The sequence below is a fragment of the Massilia aquatica genome (assembly GCF_011682045.1).
In the GTDB taxonomy this organism is placed as follows: domain Bacteria; phylum Pseudomonadota; class Gammaproteobacteria; order Burkholderiales; family Burkholderiaceae_D; genus Telluria_A; species Telluria_A aquatica.
Window position 1 is genome coordinate 157206 of record NZ_VVIW01000009.1, and the last position, 21646, is coordinate 178851.

Annotated in this window: 23 protein-coding genes; 11 read left to right on the forward strand and 12 right to left on the reverse strand. The window is 64.9% G+C overall.

Features of this window, described 5'->3' with window-relative positions; genetic code table 11:
• Nucleotides 1–21: 21 nt before the first annotated feature.
• A complete protein-coding gene (locus tag F1609_RS17260) occupies nucleotides 22–450 on the forward strand; it encodes an SMI1/KNR4 family protein (protein ID WP_167077642.1) in 429 nt (142 codons plus the stop codon).
• 58 nt (nucleotides 451–508) lie between these two features.
• On the opposite strand, the gene F1609_RS17265 is transcribed toward F1609_RS17260, so the two are convergent.
• Genes F1609_RS17265 through F1609_RS17275 form a run of 3 tightly spaced genes read right to left on the reverse strand, consistent with a single transcriptional unit; the run spans nucleotide 509 to nucleotide 2373 of the window.
• A complete protein-coding gene (locus tag F1609_RS17265) occupies nucleotides 509–901 on the reverse strand; it encodes an ANTAR domain-containing response regulator (RefSeq protein WP_167077643.1) in 393 nt (130 codons plus the stop codon).
• A 19-nt stretch (nucleotides 902–920) separates the two neighbouring features.
• Entirely contained in the window at nucleotides 921–1697 is a 777-nt protein-coding gene (locus F1609_RS17270) for a 5'-3' exonuclease (protein ID WP_167077699.1), read from the reverse strand.
• 4 nt (nucleotides 1698–1701) lie between these two features.
• The gene (locus F1609_RS17275; protein WP_167077644.1) at nucleotides 1702–2373 is read right to left on the reverse strand and encodes a glutathione S-transferase family protein; all 672 of its coding nucleotides are present in this window, start codon (nucleotides 2371–2373) and stop codon (nucleotides 1702–1704) included.
• Nucleotides 2374–2444: 71 nt separating this feature from the next.
• Between F1609_RS17275 and F1609_RS17280 the strand changes: the two genes are divergently transcribed.
• From F1609_RS17280 to F1609_RS17290, 3 genes are all read left to right on the forward strand, one after another.
• Nucleotides 2445–4070 carry an FMN-binding glutamate synthase family protein gene (locus F1609_RS17280; RefSeq protein ID WP_167077645.1) on the forward strand — a complete coding sequence of 542 codons (1626 nt, stop codon included), beginning with the start codon at nucleotides 2445–2447 and terminating at the stop codon, nucleotides 4068–4070.
• Nucleotides 4071–4256: 186 nt separating this feature from the next.
• Nucleotides 4257–6194 carry a CocE/NonD family hydrolase gene (locus tag F1609_RS17285; RefSeq protein ID WP_187363046.1) on the forward strand — a complete coding sequence of 646 codons (1938 nt, stop codon included), beginning with the start codon at nucleotides 4257–4259 and terminating at the stop codon, nucleotides 6192–6194.
• Nucleotides 6195–6273: 79 nt separating this feature from the next.
• Complete coding sequence (locus tag F1609_RS17290; RefSeq protein WP_167077646.1) at nucleotides 6274–8100, forward strand: alpha/beta hydrolase; 1827 nt, start codon at nucleotides 6274–6276, stop codon at nucleotides 8098–8100.
• A 54-nt stretch (nucleotides 8101–8154) separates the two neighbouring features.
• On the opposite strand, the gene F1609_RS35550 is transcribed toward F1609_RS17290, so the two are convergent.
• From F1609_RS35550 to F1609_RS17310, 4 genes are all read right to left on the reverse strand, one after another.
• A complete protein-coding gene (locus tag F1609_RS35550) occupies nucleotides 8155–8550 on the reverse strand; it encodes a hypothetical protein (protein WP_167077647.1) in 396 nt (131 codons plus the stop codon).
• 116 nt (nucleotides 8551–8666) lie between these two features.
• Nucleotides 8667–8957, reverse strand: a complete 291-nt coding sequence (locus tag F1609_RS35555; protein WP_502572661.1) for a hypothetical protein — start codon at nucleotides 8955–8957, stop codon at nucleotides 8667–8669.
• On the reverse strand, nucleotides 8908–10812 hold the full coding sequence (gene feoB, locus F1609_RS17305) for a ferrous iron transporter B (RefSeq protein ID WP_167077649.1): 1905 nt from the start codon (nucleotides 10810–10812) through the stop codon (nucleotides 8908–8910). Before feoB ends, F1609_RS35555 begins: the two co-directional genes overlap by 50 nt.
• A 39-nt stretch (nucleotides 10813–10851) precedes the next feature.
• Nucleotides 10852–11118, reverse strand: a complete 267-nt coding sequence (locus tag F1609_RS17310; protein WP_166877525.1) for a FeoA family protein — start codon at nucleotides 11116–11118, stop codon at nucleotides 10852–10854.
• Between the two features lie 226 nt (nucleotides 11119–11344).
• Between F1609_RS17310 and F1609_RS17315 the strand changes: the two genes are divergently transcribed.
• The 3 genes from F1609_RS17315 (at nucleotide 11345) to bfr (ending at nucleotide 12853) form a co-directional block, all read left to right on the forward strand.
• Nucleotides 11345–11560: a (2Fe-2S)-binding protein gene (locus F1609_RS17315; RefSeq protein WP_167077650.1), complete on the forward strand. Its 216-nt coding sequence runs from the start codon at nucleotides 11345–11347 to the stop codon at nucleotides 11558–11560.
• 8 nt (nucleotides 11561–11568) lie between these two features.
• A complete protein-coding gene (locus F1609_RS17320) occupies nucleotides 11569–12270 on the forward strand; it encodes an energy transducer TonB (protein ID WP_229421925.1) in 702 nt (233 codons plus the stop codon).
• Between the two features lie 106 nt (nucleotides 12271–12376).
• Nucleotides 12377–12853: a bacterioferritin gene (gene bfr / locus F1609_RS17325; RefSeq protein WP_166877516.1), complete on the forward strand. Its 477-nt coding sequence runs from the start codon at nucleotides 12377–12379 to the stop codon at nucleotides 12851–12853.
• Nucleotides 12854–12976: 123 nt separating this feature from the next.
• Here bfr and F1609_RS17330 read toward each other — a convergent pair whose 3' ends face one another.
• The 3 genes from F1609_RS17330 to F1609_RS17340 are packed head-to-tail and all read right to left on the reverse strand — an operon-like array spanning nucleotide 12977 to nucleotide 15545.
• Nucleotides 12977–13903: a PfkB family carbohydrate kinase gene (locus F1609_RS17330; RefSeq protein WP_167077651.1), complete on the reverse strand. Its 927-nt coding sequence runs from the start codon at nucleotides 13901–13903 to the stop codon at nucleotides 12977–12979.
• A complete protein-coding gene (locus F1609_RS17335) occupies nucleotides 13903–14928 on the reverse strand; it encodes a LacI family DNA-binding transcriptional regulator (protein WP_229421926.1) in 1026 nt (341 codons plus the stop codon). The genes F1609_RS17330 and F1609_RS17335 overlap by 1 nt, the downstream gene beginning before the upstream one ends.
• 8 nt (nucleotides 14929–14936) lie before the next feature.
• The gene (locus F1609_RS17340) at nucleotides 14937–15545 is read right to left on the reverse strand and encodes a glutathione S-transferase C-terminal domain-containing protein (RefSeq protein ID WP_167077652.1); all 609 of its coding nucleotides are present in this window, start codon (nucleotides 15543–15545) and stop codon (nucleotides 14937–14939) included.
• 187 nt (nucleotides 15546–15732) lie between these two features.
• Here F1609_RS17340 and purB point away from each other — a divergent pair, with 187 nt between their 5' ends.
• Both purB and F1609_RS17350 read left to right on the forward strand, forming a co-directional pair.
• The gene (gene purB, locus F1609_RS17345; protein WP_167077653.1) at nucleotides 15733–17112 is read left to right on the forward strand and encodes an adenylosuccinate lyase; all 1380 of its coding nucleotides are present in this window, start codon (nucleotides 15733–15735) and stop codon (nucleotides 17110–17112) included.
• Between the two features lie 141 nt (nucleotides 17113–17253).
• Nucleotides 17254–17853 carry a glycine zipper 2TM domain-containing protein gene (locus tag F1609_RS17350; protein ID WP_167077654.1) on the forward strand — a complete coding sequence of 200 codons (600 nt, stop codon included), beginning with the start codon at nucleotides 17254–17256 and terminating at the stop codon, nucleotides 17851–17853.
• A gap of 87 nt (nucleotides 17854–17940) precedes the next feature.
• On the opposite strand, the gene F1609_RS17355 is transcribed toward F1609_RS17350, so the two are convergent.
• Nucleotides 17941–18363 (reverse strand): zinc-ribbon domain containing protein, encoded by a 423-nt coding sequence (locus tag F1609_RS17355; protein WP_206752960.1) that lies wholly within the window; start codon nucleotides 18361–18363, stop codon nucleotides 17941–17943.
• A gap of 24 nt (nucleotides 18364–18387) precedes the next feature.
• Nucleotides 18388–20310, reverse strand: coding sequence for a TOL_0244 family TonB-dependent receptor (locus F1609_RS17360; RefSeq protein ID WP_229421927.1), 1923 nt, complete (start codon nucleotides 20308–20310; stop codon nucleotides 18388–18390).
• Nucleotides 20311–20503: 193 nt separating this feature from the next.
• Between F1609_RS17360 and F1609_RS17365 the strand changes: the two genes are divergently transcribed.
• Both F1609_RS17365 and F1609_RS17370 read left to right on the forward strand, forming a co-directional pair.
• Nucleotides 20504–21031 (forward strand): cytochrome b, encoded by a 528-nt coding sequence (locus tag F1609_RS17365; protein ID WP_167077657.1) that lies wholly within the window; start codon nucleotides 20504–20506, stop codon nucleotides 21029–21031.
• A gap of 29 nt (nucleotides 21032–21060) precedes the next feature.
• Nucleotides 21061–21615: a YceI family protein gene (locus F1609_RS17370; protein ID WP_167077658.1), complete on the forward strand. Its 555-nt coding sequence runs from the start codon at nucleotides 21061–21063 to the stop codon at nucleotides 21613–21615.
• Nucleotides 21616–21646: the final 31 nt, after the last annotated feature.

Below are 21646 nucleotides of genomic sequence, written 5' to 3' on the forward strand. Positions count from 1 at the left end.
CCCTGCCCCGGGAGACATGCCATGTCCAGGACCCGCGTGATCGGCACTTCATCGACCGGGATCGCCGCTGCGGAGGCGGCGCTCAAGCGGCGCCTGCCCGCCTCCTTTGCCAACTGGCTGCTGGTCAACAACGGCAGGTCGCTCGGCGCGCTCACCGTGTTCCCGGTCTTCGATGCGCGCGACCCGAGAAAAACCTGGGACTCGATCGTGCGCAATGTGGAAGGCCGCTGGGCCGAATGGCTGGATATTTTTTCCGACTCCGGGCTGGACCTGTCGGCGCTGCTGCCGTTCGCCGACTGCGGAACGGGCGACTTGTATTGCTTCGACTATGCGGCAGTGGGCGCCGCCGGCGAGCCGGTGGTGGTGCTCTGGTCGCATGAAACCGGCGAAGCGCCGGCCGTGGCGGACAGCTTCGCCGATTTCATCGTGTCGGCTGATCGCATCGGTTAAACGCCGGCGGTGATTCGTCGACGCACTGACGCGCAGGATCGCCCCGCCCCGCCAGAACTCATTGCGACTGCGGCGCCTTCTGTTTCTTGATCACCGCCAGCACCGTGTTCCTGATCGTGTTGAGCACCGCATCGGCCTTGAACGGCTTGACGATGAACCCCTGCACCCCGCGCCCCACGGCCGCCTGCACGGTGGGGGCGTCGAGCGTGCCCGAGACCATCAAGATCAGGGTCTTGGGATGGTGCGCGCGGATCTGTTCGACGATCTCGCCGCCGTCTTCCACCTGCTCGAGCGCCACGCACACAATCTGCGGATGGTGCTTCTGCACCAGCAGGTAGCCCTTCAGGCCCGTATGGGTGTCGCCGACCACGTTGTAGCCGCCCTCCGTCAACACGCTGTTCAACAAGCCGCGCGAAATCGCATTTCCATCGACGATCACTGCTTTTAACATCGCGTCTTTTCCTTTTTGTTCAGAAGGTTTCGAATGCCAGCATGTTCCAGGTCACGCCCAGGCGCACGTCGGTCTTCAGTTGCACCAGTTGGCGCGACAAATACAACACTTCGCGTTCGGCGCGCAGGCGCTCGCCGACCGGGGTCTTGAGAATGCCGGCGCCGGCCATCACCGCATCGAGGTTGCCGTAGGCGTTAAGCAGCTTGGCCGCCGTCTTCATGCCGACCTTGGACACGCCCGGCACGCCGTCGGTCACGTCGCCCATCAGCGCCAGCAGGTCGACCAGCAGCTCGGGCGCCACCCCGAACTTCTTGCGCACCCAGGCGTCATCGTGCCACTCGCCCTTGAAATGGTCCCACACCAGCGCCCCTTGCGCAATCAGGCCGTGCAAGTCCTTGTCGGTGGAAGCCACGATCGCCTCGCCGCGCCCTTCGGCCAGCCAGCGCAGCACTCCGGTGCCGATCACGTCGTCCGCTTCCACGTCCGGCAGCACCAGCACGTGCAGCCCCTCGCCCGCCAGCTTCGCATGAAACCCGGGAAGCGCGTCGCGCAGGAAGGAGGGCATCGGCGCGCGCTGCTCGCGGTAACGCGGATACAGGGCGTGGCGCCAGGTCGGGCCGCCATGGTCGAACGCGGCCAGCACGTGGGTCGGCGCATGCGTCCCAAGGAGTTTACGGAATGACGAGAGCGCGTGGCGCAGGGCGATATCGGCCTTCTCGGCCGAATCGGGTTCGGGACTGGCCTCGTACACGCGCCGTACGATATTGAGCCCGTCGATGGCCAGCAGCTTGCCCACGGCCTTACTTGAGCAGTTCGTACAGGCCGCCGCGTTCCAGCGCGCGCTGGTAAGCTGGACGGGCATGGATGCGGTTCAAAAAATCCATCAGTTTCGGATACTTGTCGCCCAGGCCGCCGCGTGAGGCGGCCGCCTCCAGCACGAAGCTGATCTGGATGTCGGCGCCGCTGAACTCGGCGCCGGCGAACCACGGGGACTTGGCCAGTTCCGCCTCAAGGTAAGCGAGATGCTGCGCGATCTGCGGCAGGATGTAGGTGCCCTTGACCTTGTGCGCGATGGCGCGCGCGATCGGCTTGGCGAAGAATGGCATCGGGCTCTTTTCCACGCGATCGAACACGAGCTTCATCAGCAGCGGCGTCATGGCCGAGCCTTCCGCGTAGTGCATGAAGTAGGTGTAGCGCAGCTTGTCGGGCGTGCCTGCGGCGGGCACGAATTTGCCGTTTCCATAACGTTCGAGCAGGTACTCGATGATGGCGCCCGATTCGGCCACCGTGTTGGCGTCGTCGGTGATCACCGGCGACTTGCCCAGCGGGTGCACCGCGCGCAGTTCGGGGGGCGCGAGCATGGTCTTGGTGTCGCGCTGGTACTTTTTGATCTCGTACGCCAGTCCCAATTCCTCCAGCAGCCACAAAATACGCTGGGAGCGTGAATTATTCAAATGGTGGACAATGATCATCGCGTTCTTTCGCCGGGGGTTAATCGGCGTTAGCTTAGCATTGTTACCGTTTATTGACTATGGAGTCCCCCATGAGCTTTGTCTCGCCGCGCTACCTGCCCTTCCTGATTTCGCTGCTCGTCTTCGGATGGTCGGCCATCCTCGCGTTCCGCGGCGAAGGGCCCGGATGGTGGCTGGCGGTCGTCAGCGGCGCCCTCACCGCGCTCGGCATCGCCGACCTGGCCCAGACCCGGCGCGCCCTGCGCCGCAATTATCCGATCCTGGCGCACTTCCGCTTTTTCTTCGAATCGATCCGCCCCGAGATCCGCCAGTACTTCCTGGAAGACGATACCGAGGCCAAGCCGTTCTCGCGCAACCAGCGCAGCATCGTCTACCAGCGCGCCAAGATGGAAACCGACAAGCGCCCCTTCGGCACCCAGCTCGATGTCTACGAAGCCGGCTACGAGTGGATCAACCACTCGATGGCGCCGGCGCCCATGGGCGACTGCAACTTCCGCATCGAGATCGGCAACCACCCCTCGTGCCCGCGCGCGCAGCCCTACAGCGCCAGCGTGTTTAACATTTCGGCCATGAGTTTCGGCTCGCTCTCGGCCAACGCCATCCTAGCCCTGAACGGCGGCGCGCGCCTGGGCGGCTTCATGCACGACACCGGCGAAGGCAGCATCAGCCGCTATCACCGCCAGCACGGCGGCGACCTGGTATGGGAAATCGGCTCGGGCTACTTCGGTTGCCGCGACGCCGACGGCGGCTTCTCGGAAGCCAATTTCGTCGCCAACGCCACGCAGCCGCAGGTCAAGATGATCGAGCTCAAACTGTCGCAGGGCGCGAAACCCGGCCAGGGCGGCATCCTGCCGGGCGCCAAGGTGACCATCGAAATCGCCGCCGCGCGCGGGGTCACGGTGGGAGTCGACTGCCTGTCGCCGGCCAGCCATTCGGCCTTCTCGACTCCGATCGAGATGCTGCACTTTATCGAGCGCCTGCGCACCCTCTCGGGCGGCAAGCCGACCGGCTTCAAGCTGGCCATCGGCCATCCGTGGGAGTTCTTCGGCATCGTCAAGGCCATGCTGGCGACCGGCATCGTGCCCGACTTTATCGTGGTCGACGGCGGCGAAGGCGGCACCGGCGCGGCACCCGTCGAATTCTCGGACCACGTCGGCACGCCCTTGCAGGAAGCGCTGGTGCTGGTGCATAACACCCTGGTCGGCTCGCGCCTGCGCGAGAAAATCAAGATCGGCGCCTCGGGCAAGATCATCACCGCCTTCGACATCGCGCGCACCATCGCGCTCGGCGCCGACTGGTGCAATTCGGCGCGCGGCTTCATGTTCGCGCTGGGCTGCGTGCAGTCGCAGAGCTGCCACACCGACCGCTGCCCGACCGGCGTGGCGACCCAGGACGAGCAGCGCCAGAAGGCGCTCGACGTGCCCGACAAGACCGCGCGCGTGGCCAATTTTCACCAGAGTACGATGAAGGCGCTGGCCCATCTGATCGCCGCCGCCGGCCTGACCCACCCGAACCAGCTCAATCCCCATCACCTGGTGCGGCGCGTCTCGCCCAACCAGGTCAAGCAGGTCTCGACCCTGATTCCCTACCTCTCCGAAGGCGAACTGCTCGACCCGGACCAGATCGAGCGCCTGCCGCCCGTGTTCGGGCTGTACTGGCCGATTGCCCAGGCCGAATCGTTCCAGCCGCTGAGCTGAGCGGGGCAGCGAGGATACACGGATTATCCGGCCCAAAAAGCGCTGTTTGTCACAGTGGCAATTAAATGTCACATTCGCCGGAAATCCGGCCTGATGCGGATTGCATACCCGTGTTTCGTTAGGTACTATCGAGCAATATTGCAAGAATGCTTAACATCGACGACAAGACCATCCTGGAGATCATGAATGCCGCGCCACCGCACCATCCGCCTGTCCGCCCTGTCCCTGCCCCTGTCCCTGTCCCTCCTGGCCGCGCCGCTGGCCTGCGCGCAGACCGCGCCGATGGCGCCCGACATCGCCGCCACCCCGTTCCAAGCGCCTGACAACGGCGCCGACTACGTCAAGCGCATCGTGATGATCCCGATGCGCGACGGCGTCAAGCTGCACACCGTCATCACCATTCCCAAGGGTGCGGCGCGCGCGCCGATGATCCTCAGCCGCACGCCCTACAACGCGGCCAAGCGCAGCGAGCGTAACGTCAGTCCGCACATGGCCTCGATGCTGGCCGAAGGCGACGACGGCTATGTGGCCAACGGCTACATCCGCGTCTACCAGGATGTGCGCGGAAAATACGGTTCGGAAGGCGACTACGTCATGACGCGCCCCCTGCGCGGCCCGCTCAACGACACCGCCGTCGACCATGCCACCGACGCCTGGGACACGATCGACTGGCTGGTCAAGAATATCGCGCAAAGCAATGGCAAGGTCGGCATGGTGGGCTCGTCCTACGAAGGCTTCACGGTGCTCATGGCCCTGGCCGATCCGCACCCGGCGCTCAAGGCCGCGGTGCCGATGAGCGCCATGGTGGACGGCTGGCGCGGCGACGACTGGTTCCACAACGGCGCCTTCCGCGTCAACAACCTGTCGTACATCGCCGGCCAGACCGCCACGCGCGGCAGCGGGCCGAACATCGCCACCGGCGTCTACGACGATTACGAATTCGCCCTGCGCGCCGGTTCCGCCTCGGACTACGCCAAGCGCTTCGGCATCGACCAGCTGACGTTTACCAAGAAGATCTTCGAGCATCCGGCCTACGACAGCTTCTGGCAGAACCAGGCGCTCGACCGCGTGCTGGGCGCGCGTCCGCTCAAGGTGCCCACCATGCACGTGGTCGGGCGCTGGGACCAGGAAGACATCTACGGTCCCTACGCCGCCTACGCCGCCACCGAAAAGCTCGACACCACCAACACCATGAACCACCTGGTGGTCGGCCCGTGGCGCCACAGCGGCGTCAATTACGACGGTTCCAGCCTGGGCGCGATCCGCTTCACCGGCGACACTGCTGCCGAATTCCGGCGCGACGTGATGCTGCCCTTCTTTAACCAGTACCTGAAGGATGGCGCGCCGAAGGCCGACACGCCGCCGGTGCTGTCGTACCGCACCGGCGCCAACAAGTGGCAGCGTCTCGACAAGTGGCCGCTCACCGACGTGATGCAGCCGCTGTACCTGAAAGCCGGCGCGCGCCTCGACTTTGACAAGCCGGCCGCCGCCGCTGCCAACACGTCCGCCCAGGCCGACGACTACGTCTCCGACCCGGCCAAGCCGGTGCCCTTCATCCCGCGTCCGGTGCGCATGTTCGATGGCGCGGTCTGGAAGCCATGGCTGGTCACCGACCAGCGCTCGTTCTCGGACCGCCCGGACGTGCTGACCTACGTCTCCGACAAGCTCGAGGCCCCCTTGCAGATCTCGGGCCAGGCCATGGTCAACCTGTTCGCCTCGACCACCGGCAGCGATGCCGACTGGGTGGTCAAGCTGATCGACGTGTATCCGGACGAAGTGGCCTCGCAGCCGGAACTGGGCGGCTACCAGCTGGGCATCGCCATGGATATCTTCCGCGGGCGCTATCGCACGGGCCTGGACAAGCCGGCCGCCATCACCCCGAACAAGGTGGAGCGCTACCGCTTCGCCCTGCCGAATGCCGACCACGTGTTCCTCAAGGGCCACCGGATCATGGTGCAGGTGCAGTCAAGCTGGTTCCCGCTGTACGACCGCAACCCGCAGACTTTTGTCCCGAATATCTTCTTCGCCAAGCCGGGCGACTACCGCAAGGCCACGCACAAGGTGTTCCACGCGCCGGGCATGGAAAGCGCGCTCGAGCTGCCGGTGGTCCCGGCCGGGAAGTAAGCCATTGAACAGGCGCCTCTTGCGCATGCGATCGGGCACGGTAGCGCTACTGCTCTGTGTTGGCCTGAGCGCGTGTTCAATGCTCAAGCTCAAGGAAGAATCGGCCACCTTCTATTCATCGACCGTGCTGGCGGGGTACGTGACAGGCGTGCCGGCGTGGGACGGGCCGCTGGTGGTGGCCGCCGGCACGCTGCGCGAGGGCCGGATCGACATCGCGCACTACACCGTCCTGCACGAGGCCGGCGGCTATGAACTGATCGTGCCCAAGGGCGAGTACACGCTGTTCGCCTTCGGCGACGCCAATGGCAACCTGACGCTCGACCCGGGCGAACCGGTCGGCGTGTGCGCCATGGCGCCGGTGCGGGCCAGCGGCAGCGGCTCGCAGGTCAGCCTGGACGTGGTGATATCAAACGCACCGCAAAGCACCATCGCGCCCGGCACCGCGGTGGCCGCGCGCGTGCCGGCCACGCCGCACAGCACCCAGGTCGGCGCGATCATGGCGCTCGACGACCCGCTGTTTTCGGCTCAGGCCGGGCAGCGCGGGTACTGGGCGCCGGTCGATTTTTTCAGGGAGGTGGGTGGCAATATCTACTTCCTCGAGGAGTACGATGCGCGCAAGACGCCGGTGCTGTTCGTGCATGGCGCGGCGGGCTCGCCCCAGGACTGGCGCTATTTTCTGGCGCACCTGGACCGCAGCCGCTACCAGCCGTGGATCTTCCACTACCCGTCCGGGGCCTCGCTCGATTCGATGTCTTACCTGCTGTACTGGAAGCTGAGCAATCTGCAGCGGCGCTACCACTACGACAAGCTGTACCTGACCGCGCACAGCATGGGCGGGCTGGTGGTGCGCTCGTTTTTGTCCGACTATGGCGACCAGTTCCCGGCCGCCACCCTGTTCGTCAGCCTGTCCACGCCATGGGGCGGCGACGCGCTGGCCGACCAGGGAATCGCCTATTCGCCGGCGGTGGTGCCGTCCTGGCGCGATGTGCGCGCCAACGGACGCTTCGTGCAAACGCTGTTCCGCAAGCCGCTGCCGCGCGAGCTCGATTACTACCTGATGTTCGGTCACGGCGGGCGCTACAGCCTGCTGCGCCCGGCCAGCAACGACGGCGTCATCACCCTTGCCAGCCAGCTGCGCGCCGATGCCCAGGCCGAGGCCAGGCGCGTGTTCGGCTACGACGCGGGCCACGTCGGCATCCTGTCCTCGCCCGAGGTGTTCGCGCAGTACGCGGCGCTGCTCAGGGCGGCCGACCAGCGCGGCGGCGATGCCCCGGCGGCGGGCAAGGGCAAGCTGCGCGTGACCATCGCCGCGCAGCCCGGCGCCACGCCGGCGTCGGCGTCGGCGCCGGTGCTGGTGCTGCAGCCGCGCGACGCCGCGCGCGAGCGCATCGTGGTGCCGGTCGGCGCGCGCGACAGCGGGCGCGAACTCGGTCCCTTCCCGCCCGGCGCCTACCAGGTCAGCCTGCTGGCGCGCGGATTCAGGAGCACGCCGGCCGCCGTACCGGTGCACATCGGTCCCGGCGCCATACCCGAGCTGGCCTTCACACTCGCGCCGCAAGGCACGCTGTCGGGCTACATCGGGGCCGAGGCCACCTCCGCCGACAACCCGGCCGGCAGCCTGCGCGCCGAGCGGCGCGGCATCGTGATCGAGTCGATCGTGCTGGCCAGCGCCAGCGAGCGGCGCGAAATCCGGCCCACCGGCGACACCGGCGACCGCACCCTGGAAGCCTACCAGGCCGGCCAGGACCATCTGTTCAAGACATTTTTTTCCTTCGTCGGCCTGGCTGAAGGAAACTACGAATTGACCGTCAACGTAGCCGGCTATGCGCCGTACCGGCACACCTACCGCGTGCTGCCCGGCCAGCCCGGCTTCCTGACAGCAATCGACCTGGGCCCCCCCAGGTAGCAGGCATGCGCGCAGGAAAATAAGTTTCTGCCAGTATTTATTGCCTTGTTACAATTAATAAATACAGACAGAAAAGGTCATCGCATGCCCACAGCTTCCGGCGAGCCGCTGGCGCAGGCCGGACGCCTGCAAGTGATCGAGCATGGCGTGGCCATGATCGACGGCCTGGCGGTCGATGCCCGCGGCCGGCTGTTCATCAGCGATCAACGCGAAAACAGCGTGCATGCCATCGACAGCGCCGGAAAACGTACTCAGTTCGCCGGCCAAAGAATGGTGGGAGGGTACCCGGATCCGTACAGCGCAACGAGCATCCTGTCTCCGTCCAGGCTGGGCACCGGCGACGATGGCAGCTTGTACATCGCCGACAGGGGGCAGGTGAGCGGCGGCTGCATCAACTTCTCGCGCATCCGGCAGATTGCGCCCGATGGCAAGGTGAGCGCCATCGCCCACGCCGACGCCGCCATGGACCGCGCCAGCTTCCCGCCGGAGGTGACGACGCTGGCCGTCGGCCGCAACGGTGATCTGTACGTGCAGGAGCCGCCTGCGCCCGCAGTAAAACCGGCAACTTACTTCAGGTGCAGCTCGATCACGCGCCGCTTGTTGTGGCCGGGCGGCGTATCGGCGCCGGTACGCGGCGCCGCCGGTCCATCCTCGCAGGTGCCGCAGCTGCTGCATCCGCTGCCGCAGCCGCCGGACGCCTTGTTCTGGCCGAACAGCTTGTTGCGCAAGCTTTTCGGCAGATACTTCGAGGCCGCATACCACGCGGCCACGGCCACGATCAGTCCCACGATCACATAGTCAAGCATCTCAGGCTCCCAGCGCGATGGCGACGCGGTAAGTGATGAACGAGGCGGCATACGCCAGCGCAAACATGTAGCCGGCCATGATGAAGGCGTAACGCGCACTGCCCGTTTCGCGCCGCACCACCGACAGGGTGGCGATGCACTGCGGAGCAAACACGTACCAGGCCAGCAAGGACAGCGCGGTCGGCATCGACCACGATTGCGAAATGAGCGGAGCGAGCGTGGTGGCCAGTTCGTCGCCTGTCTGCGACAGCGCATACACGGTGCCGAGCGCGCCCACCGCCACTTCGCGCGCGGCCATGCCCGGCACCAGCGCGATGCAGATCTGCCAGCCGAAGCCGATCGGCTCGAACACCACGGCCAGCGCGCGGCCCAGCATGCCGGCGATGCTGTAATAGATCGGCGGATGCGTCGCGCCTTCGGGCGCGCCCGGGAAACTCGACAGGAACCACAGCAGCACCATCAGCGCCAGGATCACGGTACCGACCCGCACCAGGAAGATCTTGGCGCGCTCCCACAGGCCCATGGCCAGGTTGCGCAGGTGCGGCCAGTGGTAGCTCGGCAGTTCCAGCATCAGCGGCTGGTGGCTGTTGGCGCCCATGAAGCGCTTGATCACCCAGGCCACCGCCATGGCGCTGAAAATACCGGCGAAGTACAGGATGAACAGCACCAGGCCCTGCAGGTTGATCCAGCCGTCGGCCACGTCGCGGTTCGGGATAAAGGCGGCGATGATCAGCGCGTACACCGGCAGGCGCGCCGAGCACGTCATCAAAGGCGCGATCATGATCGTCACCAGGCGGTCGCGCGGATTCTGGATGGTGCGCGCGGCCATCACGCCGGGAATGGCGCAGGCAAAGCTCGACAGCAGCGGAATGAAGGCGCGCCCCGACAGGCCGACCCCGCCCATGATGCGATCTAACAGGAAGGCGGCGCGCGGCAGGTAGCCGCAGTCTTCCAGCACCAGGATGAAGAAGAACAGAATCAAAATCTGCGGCAGGAACACCAGCACGCTGCCGACGCCGCCGAGGATGCCTTCGACCAAGAGGCTGCGCAGCACGCCCTCGCCCATCATGCCGCCGACCCAGGCGCCGATGGCTTCGACCCCGCCGCTGATCATTTCCATCGGCAGCGCAGCCCAGCTGAACACGGCCTGGAACACCAGGAACATGAGAGCGGCCAGGATGACCGGGCCGGCGACCGGGTGCAGCACCACATCGTCGATTTTTTCGGACAGGTTGCCGGTGTCGTTGGCGAAGCTGACGGCCGCGTCGAGGATGCGGCGTACTTCGCGCTGGGTTTCTTCGACCGGCACGGCGTCGATGGCCGCCAGCGGCGCGGCCTTGACGGCGCCGCTGCCGCGCACAGGATCGGGCATCAGGTCGAGCGCCTTGAGCAGGGCGACTTCGCCGCCGCTCTGCACGGCCACCGTTTCGACCACGGGCATGCCCAGTTCCCGCGCCAGTCTGGCGCTGTCGATCTTGATGCCGCGCTTGTTGGCCACGTCGACCATGTTCAGCGCCAGCACCATCGGCAGGCCGAGGCGCTTGACTTCGAGGACCAGGCGCAGGTTCAGGCGCAGGTTGGTGGCGTTGACCACGCAGACGATGGCGTCGGGCGCCTGTTCGCCGGAGCGCAGGCCGCCGACGACGTCGCGCGTGATCGCTTCGTCGGGCGTGGTGGCCGACAGGCTGTACGCGCCCGGCAGGTCCAGCACTTTATAGGCGCGCCCCATGGGCGAGGTAAAACTGCCTTCCTTGCGCTCGATGGTCACGCCGGCGTAGTTGGCGACCTTCTGGCGCGCCCCGGTGAGCCGGTTGAACAGGGCCGTCTTGCCGCAGTTCGGATTGCCCAACAGCGCGATCAGCGGCGTGCGCGTCACTGCCTGGACTTGTGGTTCTACAGCACCCATTTGTTCGTTTCCGTTGATTCCGTTGATTCTGTTGTTCGTTTATTCGGGCTTGACCGACACCAGCGAGGCTTCGAAGCGGCGCAGCGCAAAGGTGGAGTCGCCCACCTTGACCGCAACCGGATCGCCGCCCGGCAGGCGCTTGAGCATGCGGATGCGCTCGCCCGGCACGAAGCCGAGCTCCATCAGGCGGCGCGCGACATCGACGCCGGCGCCCGCCTCGGCCGCGCAGGGCGCGATATGGATCACGGTGCCGCTCTGGCCGGGGACGAGGGCGTCGAGCGTGATCAGGGTAGGGGCAAGAGTCATATTGTCAGTTCACTAAGATAAGTGGAGTTCGCACACCATTGGTGTTGGATACTAGCATCATAATCGTAAATGCGAACGATTTCTATTTGGAGTTAGCCCTTTTTTGGGTAAACCGCTTGCATTCGATCCGGAGTTACGACAGAATACAAATCTTAATGATAATGATTCTCATTATGGTGAAAGCGTCAAGTTTGACCGCTGACCCTGATTAAAGGAAGGTGCTTCGATGATCGTCTGTGTTTGCAATAACATTTCCGACCGCGAAATTCGTCAGGCGGTCGATCTCGGCTTGTCGTCGATGGCCGAGCTGCGCCGCGACCTCGGCGTGGGCACCTGCTGCGGCAAATGCGCCAGCTGCGCCAGGCAAGTCCTGAACGATCACCTTGAGAGCAAAACCATCCACGCCACCGAGTTGTCCTTCCGCTCGGCGCAAACCGCCTGAGTGCCACTATGAGTGCAATGACCTTTTCCACCGAACCCGGCATGGGCGATCCCACTGCCGTGGTGGCGAAGCTGCGCGCCAAGTTCGGCCCTGTCGCGGTGGTGATCGCCATCCACGCCGCCCTGTTCTACCTGATTTCGAGCGGCCTGCTGCACCGCATGGCCGAAGTGGCGCTGCCGCAGGCGGTCATGGTCAGCTTCGTGGCCCCGCCGCCGCCGCCCAAACCGGCCGCCCCGGCTGCGCCGAAAGTCGTTTCCGTGGCCACCGTGCGCCCGCCGCCGCGGGTGGTGGTGCCGGTCACCCCGATCGTGCAAGCGCCGGTCGAAAACACCATTACCGCCTCGCCGCCGGCGGCGCAGGTCGCCAGCGAAGCGCCGCCCGCCCCGGTGGTGGTGGCCGCGCCGCCGGCGCCGCCGTCGCCCGGACCGAAAACCATTAGCTCGGGCGTGGAATACATCCAGGCGCCGCAGCCGGTGTACCCGACCATGTCCAAGCGCATGGGCGAACAGGGCAAGGTCGTGCTGCTGATCCTGGTGAACGAAAAAGGCATGCCCGACCAGGTCAAGGTGCAGTCCTCGTCCGGTTCCTCGCGCCTCGATGAAGCCGGGCGCCAGGCCGCCATGCGGGCGGTATTCAAGCCGCACGTGGAAGATGGCCATGCGGTGTCGGTGTATGTGATCGTGCCACTGACCTTCCAGCTCGCCAGCTGATCGGTTTGTGAGCAACAAAACGGCCCCTGCGAGGGGCCTTTTTGCCGTGCGTGCCGGTTTTTTTTGGTATCATGGAGGAACTCTCCATCACTAAAGAAAGCCTCCCATGAAGGGCGACAAGAATGTCATCCGGCTGCTCAATGCGCAGCTGACCAACGAACTGTCCGCAATCAACCAGTATTTTCTGCATGCGCGCATGTACCGTCACTGGGGCCTGGAGAAGCTGGCCAAGAAAGAATACGAAGAATCGATCGGCGAGATGAAGCACGCCGACAAGCTGATCGACCGCATCCTGATGCTCGACGGCTTGCCGAACCTGCAAGCGCTGCACAAGCTGCTGATCGGCGAATCGACGCAAGAAATGATCGAATGCGACCTGAAACTGGAGCAAGCCGCGCATGCGACCGTCAAGGAAGGCATCGCCGCCGCCGAGCTGGCGGCCGACTACGTGACGCGCGACCTGTTCCTGATGATCCTGGAAGACACCGAGGAACACATCGACTGGCTGGAAACGCAGCTCGACCTGATCGTCAAGGTCGGCATCCAGAACTACCTGCAGAGCCAGATGGGCGAGCACGCTTAATTGCAACGTCGCCCCCGCGAAGGCGGGGGTCCATAGCACCTTTGCTCAACGGTGCTATGGATCCCCGCCGAGGGCCGCCTTGGCGCGGGGACGACGGTTTCCCATGTAGCGCTTGGAACTGCCTCACCTACTCCGCCAGCGCGCCACCCAGTTGTCGTAAAACCCCAGGCTCCTCGGAATCGCCCCCGGAATCGCGCACACCGCGCCGGCGAATTCATTGGCGCGCGCCAGGGTCGTCTCCAGCGCCCAGCCGCGCACGCGCCCGAGCAAAAAGATCGCCGAAAACGCGTCCCCGGCCCCCACCGCATCGATCACGAACGGCGGCGGCGGATTGTCGCGATGGACGATCACCTCCCCATCGGCCCCGAAGTACACCGAACCGCGATGGCCCAGGGTCACGATCAGCGCTTCCAGTCCGAAGATCTGCACCAGCACCGCGCACGCCGCGCGCACCTCGTCGCCATCGAGCGGCGGCTCGGACGGATGGATATCCACATACCACGCGAACAGCGACTCCAACTCTTCCTCGTTGACCTTGACGATATCGGCCGCGTGCAGCGAGTGGAACACGCAGCGCTCGTCGAACTGGCCTTCGCGCAGGTTCAAGTCGAGGTAGCGCGTGGCGTCGCTGGCATCTAACAGCGCATACAGCGTGTCGCGCGAGCGCGGGCAGCGCTGCGCCAGGGTGCCGAAATAAATCGCCGACGCCTGCACCGATTCCAGCGCCCCCAGGGCTTGCTCGGGGTTGATGTAGTCGTAGGCCTGGCCCGGCAAGATCACGAAGCGGTGGCCGCGCACATTGCGCTCGACCACCACGCGCCCGGTTTCTTCGATCGGATCGAACTGCAGGCCGGCGTCGGACATGGCGAAGCGTTCGAATTCGGCGCGCACGATGGCGCCGTTGCGGTCGTCGCCGATGCGGGTGATCGCCAGTTGCGGCGCCATGAACGCGGCCAGGTGGCGCGCCACGTTGAACGGCGCGCCACCCACCACCTGCTCGCCCAGGAAATCGTCGACCAGCGCTTCGCCATACACGACCGTGGTGGTCATCAGCGCAGCACCAGTTCGGCGGGCAGTTGCAGCGATTCGGCCGGACGGCCCTCGATCAGCGCCATCAGCGATGCCACCAGCGCCTCGCCGGCCGCGCGCACCGGCTGGCGGATGGTGCACAGCGGCGGGTGAAAATAGCTGGCCAGCGCGATATCGTCGTAGCCGACCACCGCCACGTCGCGCGGCACCTCGCGGCCGAGCGTGCGCAAGGTGTTAATCGCGGTCATGGCCAGCAGGTCGCTGCAGGCGAACAGGCCGTCGTAGACCACGCCGCGGCGCGCCAGCTGGCGCACCGCGTGCGCGCCATCCTGCGCCAGGAACGAGGCCGGCACGCACAGCTGCGGATCGGGCGCCAGTCCCTGCGCGGCCAACGCCTGGCAGTAGCCGCGATAGCGCTGCGCCACCTCGGCCTGGGTAATGTCGCCGATGAAGGCGATGCGGCGCCGCCCGGCCGCGAGAAGGTGGCCGGTGGCCAGCATGCCGCCGCTGGCGTTGTCGCCGCCGACGCTCACGTAGCGCTGCTGCGGCGCCTGCGCGCCCCACACCACCATCGGCACCTGGCGCGCCGCCAGCGTGTTGAGCTGTTCGTGGCGGCGCCACTGGCCGATCAGGATGATGCCGGCCACGCGCCCGGTGTCGAACGGCGTGGCGGCGGCGTCCAGCTGCTCGGCGTCGACGCGCGAGAGCAGCAGGTCGAAGCCGCGCGCGTTGAGCGCATCGGCCAGGCTGCCCAGCAGGCTGAGAAAAAACGGATCGGACAGCTCCTGGCGCACGCCAGCGTCGTACGGCACCACCACGCCCACCGTGCGGTTCTGCTTGAGGCGCAGGTTTTGCGCGCCGATGTTGATTGTGTAGTTGAGCGAGCTGGCCAGCGCCAGGATGCGCGTGCGGGTGTCTTCGCTGACCAGGGTGCTGCGGTTGAGCGCGCGCGACACGGTGGCCTTCGACACCCCGGCCAGGCGCGCGATGTCGGCCATCTGCAAGCGTTTTCGCAGGGCGGCGCCGTGCGTGGGAATCGCGTCCATCGCCCCGCTTAAAAGGGAACGGTGTCTTTGAACGATTGGCGCTCGGAGAGCTTGTCGAACAGCTTGGCCAGGTTGGGGTAGTCGCCGCGCCAGTCGATCTCGGGAAAGCGGAAGGCGATCCAGCCGAGCGCGCAGCCGACCGCGACATCGGCCAGGGTGTAATGGTTGCCCTTGCAGAAAGGCGACTCGCCCAGGTTGGCCGACAGCACGGCCAGGCCCGCGTGGACCTTGCCCATCTGGCGTTCGATCCAGGCGGCGCTCTGCTGCTCTTCCGGACGCAGGGTTTTTTCAAGGCGCACCAGCACGGCGGCATCGAGCACGCCATCGGCCAGCGCTTCCCAGACCTTGATGTCGGAGCGGTCGCGCCCGTTCGGCGGGAGCAGCTTGCAGACCGGTGTGAGGGTGTCGATGTACTCGACAATGACGCGCGAATCGTACATCGAGCTGCCGTCTTCCATGATCAGGCACGGCACCTTGCCCAGCGGATTGGACAGATGAATCTTGGTTTCGGCGGTCCAGACGTTCTCGAGCTCAAGATCATAGTCGAGCTTTTTCTCGGCCATGACGACACGAACCTTGCGGACAAACGGACTGGCGGTGGAACCGATGAGTTTCATAGATGCTTAGGGTGAACGATTGGCTCACAGTATAGCATCGCGCCCGCCCTCCGATGGGCTCGAAACCGGCCGCTTGCGCATGCCAGCAACACCGGCTTGACAAGGCGGCCGGTGGTAAAATAGTGGTCTTTGCTGCATTGCACACGCCCCTCAATTCCTCACTAAGCTCTCGATAAGCGCCCTCTCCATGACCTCTACCGCTCCTTACTCCACGCTGTCGGCCCTGTCCCCGCTGGACGGCCGCTACGCCGCCAAGACCGACAAGCTGCGCCCGATCCTGTCCGAAGCCGGCTTCATGCACCACCGCGTCAAGGTGGAAATCTCCTGGCTGCAAGCGCTGTCGCAAGCTGGTTTTGCTGAAATCAAGCCGTTCTCGCCTGAGGCAACCGCCCTGCTCGACAAGATGGCAAGTGACTTCACGGAAAACGACGCAGCGCGCATCAAGGCGATCGAGGCGGTGACCAACCACGACGTCAAGGCGGTGGAATACTGGCTCAAGGAACAGGTCAAGGACGTGCCGGAACTGGTCGCGGCAACCGAGTTCATCCACTTTGCCTGCACCTCGGAAGACATCAACAACACCTCGCACGGCATGATGCTCAAAGCCGCGCGCGACGGCGTGATGCTGCCGGCGCTGCAAGGCCTGATCGCCAGGCTGACCCAGATCGCGCACGCCAATGCCGAGCTGCCGATGCTCTCGCGCACGCACGGCCAGACCGCCAGCCCGACCACCCTGGGCAAGGAAATGGCGAACGTGGTTGCCCGTCTGAAACGTGCAGTCCAGCGCATTGCCGACGTGGAAATCCTGGGCAAGATGAACGGCGCGGTCGGCAATTACAACGCCCACCTGTCGGCCTACCCTGATTTCGATTGGGAAACCTTCTCCAAGAACGTGATCGAGCAGCGCCTCGGCCTGACCTACAATCCGTACACCATCCAGATCGAGCCGCACGACTACATGGCCGAACTGTTCGACGCCATCGCCCGCACCAACACCATCTTGCTGGACCTGAACCGCGATATCTGGACTTACATCTCGCTCGGCTACTTCAAGCAGACCACCAAGGCCGGCGAAATCGGTTCCTCGACCATGCCGCACAAGGTCAATCCGATCGACTTCGAAAACTCCGAAGGCAACCTGGGCCTGGCCAATGCGGTGCTGGGGCACATGGCGGAAAAGCTGCCGGTTTCGCGCATGCAGCGCGACCTGACCGACTCGACCGTGCTGCGCAACATCGGCGTCGGTTTCGGCTACGCCCTGCTGGCCTACGACAGCTGCCTGCGCGGCCTGAACAAGCTGGAAGTAAACGCCGAGCGCCTGGCGCAGGACCTGGACGCGAACTGGGAAGTGCTGGCCGAGCCGGTGCAGACCGTGATGCGCCGCTATGGCATCGACAACCCGTACGAGCAGCTCAAGGAATTGACGCGCGGCAAGGGCATTTCGAAAGTGGCGCTGCGTGAATTCGTGCTGACCCTGGCGATTCCGCAGGATGCCAAAGACTTGCTGCTGGCCATGACGCCGGCCAACTACATTGGCATTGCAGCCAAACTGGCCAAGGCCATTTAAGCCGTTCTTTAGCGCTGTGTTGCAAAACGGGCCTGCGGGCCCGTTTTACATTCGCTTACGACTGATACGGGATTCGGTCTAGCTGCCGGAGGTTCCCTACGTTAATCTTTTACTCAAGATCAAACGAACAGGAGCACTATCATGGAACAGGTCAACAACACTCTCTCGCGTATTCACCCATTGATGGCGGCGGCGGCGGTTTCGGTCATCGCTGTCAGCGTGGCGGGCACGGCGGCGATCACCGGCCTGCTTCCAAACTCCAAGGCCGACACCGCTGTAGCAGCGGCGCCGCAGGCACTGGTGGCACCGCAGGCGCTGGCGGCCCCGGCCCTCGTAGCCCCAACCGCGCCGGTGCTGGTGGCGCAAGCGGCACCAACCGCGCAGCAACTGGCTGACGCACAGATGCTGGTAGCCAAATATTCGCCACCAGTCGCTCAGCCGGCCCCGGAACCGGAGCGTGTGTACCAGCAACCAGCCGTAAAGAAAGTCGTGCACCGTGCGCCGCAGCACACCCGCGTTGCCCAGCGCCAGGAGTCAAACTACCGCGCGCAGCCAGCCTATCGCACGGAGCCGGTGCAGCAAGCGAGCGGCCCTAACTACGTGGGCATCGGTACCGGCGCCGTCATTGGCGGCCTGATCGGTAATCAGATCGGCGGCGGCAAGGGCAAGAAAATTGCCACGGTGGCTGGCGTGATCGGTGGCGGCTTCCTCGGCAACGAAATCGCCAACCGCAACAAGTAAACGACGATTCGTCGTTCCCGCCTTCGCGGGAAAGACGGATCATCATGAAGCGTTACTTCTTATTGTTCCGGCTTTACGAATTTCCCATTATTCAATATGCACATCCTCGCCAACTATCCGGTTAAGTAATTTCCGCAGCATATTCTTCGCCGCGCTGTTGGCCCTGGCGCCGTAGCGCTGATGCAGCAGCAGCAATGCGTGCCACGCCGACAGAAATGCCGCATCGTGCGCTAAAACTTGCTTCGACTCAGCCCAGCGCGCCTCGCAATCGGCAATTTTCTGCTCCACCACATGGCCGTCGCGCCAACAAGCGCCGCACAACACGCGCTGGACGCCGATATGCGCCTTCTTGACCTCATAGACGATCTTCTGCTCGGCGGCGCTGAACAGCGCATCCTTGCTACAGTAGCGGCAACGGTAGGCCTTGTCGCTATAGTGCGTACGGAACGACGCCGCCACCGCCGCCTGGCTTTGTTCCGACCACTGGCGCGGATCGGCCGGCCGTGGCAAGCGGGGGCGGCGCTTTTTTCTTCTTCAATGCATCCACACCAGCTTGACCGCCACTTCGCGCGGCACCTCGCTGCGCGTGGCCAGCGCGCCATATTCGGCATGCGCGCCGTTCAGGTTGTGCCCGGACACCGACAGTTCCATATCGCGCCGCACGCGCCAGCCGAAACGCGCGTCCAGTGCGCGGTAGCCGGGCACCTGGTCGCTCTCGAGCCGCGCCACCTTGCGCACGGCCAGCTCAATCTCCTTATCGCCCGACAAGATGAAGGTGGAACGCAGCTGCGCCGTATGCGAGGGATCGCGTCCGCTGGTGCGCGGCGCCGGCTCGTCGTTGCTGCCCGGCTTGAGCGCAAAGCGCTGGTGCAGCGCCAGCCAGCCCGCGCTCAGGCGCCACCACGGCGTGGCCTGGTAGCTGCCCCACATTTCGATGCCGCGCGACTTGCCTTCCATCTTGCTGTCGAAGGTCAAAAAGCTGCCCGTCGCGTCCACTTCCTGGGTGCGCAAATGGTCGTAGCGGTTGTGGAACACAGTAGCCGAGATCGACAGCGCCGGCAGCGGCTGACCGCGATAGCCGAGCTCGAACACCTTGGCCACTTCGGCGCGTACCTGCGGCCCGCCGCGCAGCAGATACGGGGCGGTGCCGGGAATAAAAGTGTCGGCGTCGAGGCGCGAGGGCGCGCGCACCGTGCGCGACACGCCGCTCCAGAACGCATGCTGCGGCGCGACCTGCCATGCCAGGCGCATGCTGGGCAGGAACTCGGCACCGGTGTAGTCGTTGTGCTCGACCCGCGCACCCACGACCAGGCGCAGGTTCTCGCGCAGCGCCAGCTCGTTCTGGCCAAACAGGCTGGCCCAGTTCTGCCCGACCTTGGCCGGCAGAAAGGCCACCGTCTCGCTGTTGGTGACCTCATCCCAGGTATGGCGCAGATTCGCCCCCCACACCAGTTGCCCGAAACGGTTGGCCGGCAAGCTGTGCTGGAATTGCAGGTCGGCCACCTGGATGCGCTCGGCGTACGTCGGCGGCACGTCGCGCTCGCTATGGTCGATGTAGCCTTGCAGCATCAGGCTGCCGCCGGCATCCAGGGCGTGGGTCCAGCGCGCCGTCAGGCTGGCGCCGGACGAGCGCACCGTTCCCAGGTCGAGCTTGGTGCCGGTGGTGATCGCACCCGGCTCCGGCTGGTCGAGCGCGCCGCGGTAGGCATTGCCGTGCACGCTGAACAGGTCGGCGCCGCTGCCCCAGTCGCGCCGCATGCCGGCCTGCCACTGGTGGCGCGCATCGTTGACCGGCGCGCCGCCGGCCAGCTCGGTATGGCGCTCGTTGAGATAAGTCGCCTGCAGGCGCCAGTCGCCGCTGCCCTGGCGCACCGCCACATGGTTGCCGCGCTCGCCGGCGCGCAGCGCCACCAGGCTGCCCCGGGTGGCGCTGCTGGCGCGCGTGGTGATGTTGATGACGCCGTTGACGGCATTGACGCCCCACAAGGTGCCGCCGGGGCCGCTGATGACTTCGATCCGTTCTATGTCTTCGAGCATGACTTGCTGGGCATCCCAGGTCACCCCGGAAAAGAACGGCGAATACACCGAGCGCCCGTCGATCAGCACCAGCAATTTGTTGGGAACAGTGTTGCGGCTGCTGTTAAAGCCGCGCGCGCTGATCGCGTAGCCGTAGCCGCTGGTCTGCGCCACCTGCAAATTGGGCGCCAGCCGCAGCGCTTCGGGCACGGTCGCCGCGCCCGAGCGGCGGATGTCGTCGGCGGTAATCACGAACACCGAGGCGGCGGCGGCGGCCAGGCGTTCCGGCTTTTTCGATACCGACGTGACCTGGATATTGGCCAGGTCCTCGATCGACATGTCGGCCATGGCGTCGGCCGCGACCGCCGACAGCTGGGCCACCGCAGGCAGGGCCAGCAGCAGCGGAGCGAAGGCGATCCAGCGCACAGGTGTCATTCTCATGGCGTTCCAGACTATCAATGTAGCGGCCATTCCCATGCTCAATGATTGAACTGGGTCTCCGGCAATTTTACAATACGGCGTCCGCTGTACAAGGCGCGCACTATGGTAATCTGCCCTTCGCAAGCGACAATGCTGTTTATTTGGTATATTAGTCCTAGTACGAACTATTCGCACGATATCCAGGAGCAGGTCCATGCAGCAACGCTACACCATCACCGCGATCATTTTTCACTGGCTCATCGCCCTGCTGATCGTCGGCGCCTTCATCATGGGCCTGGTGATGACCGACATTCCCGGCATCACGCCCACCAAGCTCAAATATTATTCCTGGCATAAATGGGCTGGCGTGACGGTGCTGGCGCTGGCCGCCCTGCGCCTGCTGTGGCGCCTGACCCACCGCGCCCCTGCCTATCCGGCCAGCATGCCCGCCTGGCAAAAAGGCGCCGCGCACGGCCTGCACGGCGTGCTGTACCTGCTGATGTTCGCGGTGCCGCTGTCGGGTTACTTGTATACCTTGTCGGCCGGGATTCCCGTGGTGTACTTCGGCCTGTTCGAACTGCCGATCATCATTGCCGCCGATCCCGAGCTCAAGCCGGTCCTGAAAGGCGTGCACTACTGGCTCAACATGGGCCTGGCCGCCTGTGTCGCCCTGCACCTGGCGGCCGCCCTGAAACACCAGTTCATCGACCGCGACGGCGTGCTCAAGCGCATGCTGCCGTAAGCCGTCCTATTGATTTCCAAGGAGATTGTATGAAGTTTACCAATGGCACTTTGCTTGCCTCCCTGCTGGCCGTGGCGATCGTTGCCAGCGCCGCTCCGCTGAAAACCGATCCGGCCAAGAGCATGGTGTCGGCCTCGTTCAAGCAGATGAACGTGCCGGTCGAAGCGAAGTTCACCAAATTTGCGGCCAGCATCGATTACGACGCGGCCAAGCCGGACGCCGCCAAGGCCAGTGTCGAGATCGACACGGCCAGCCTGGACCTGGGCGATCCGCTGATGAACAAGGAAGTGGCCAAGAAGGATTGGTTCAATTCCGCGCAGTTTCCTAAAGCGAGCTTTGTCTCTTCGGGAATCAAGGCGGCCGGCCCGGGCAAGATGACGGTCACCGGCAAGCTGTCGATCAAGGGCAAGACGACCGATGTCAGCTTTCCGCTGACGGTGAAAAGCGAGGCCGGCAAGCACACCTTCGACGGCGCGCTGCCCATCAAGCGCCTCGCCTACAACATTGGCGATGGCGAGTGGAAAGACACCAGCATGGTCGCCGATGAAGTCGTCATCAAATTCCGCGTCAGCGCGGCGCAGTAAGCGCACTACTTTCAAGATTCACAAGCAATTC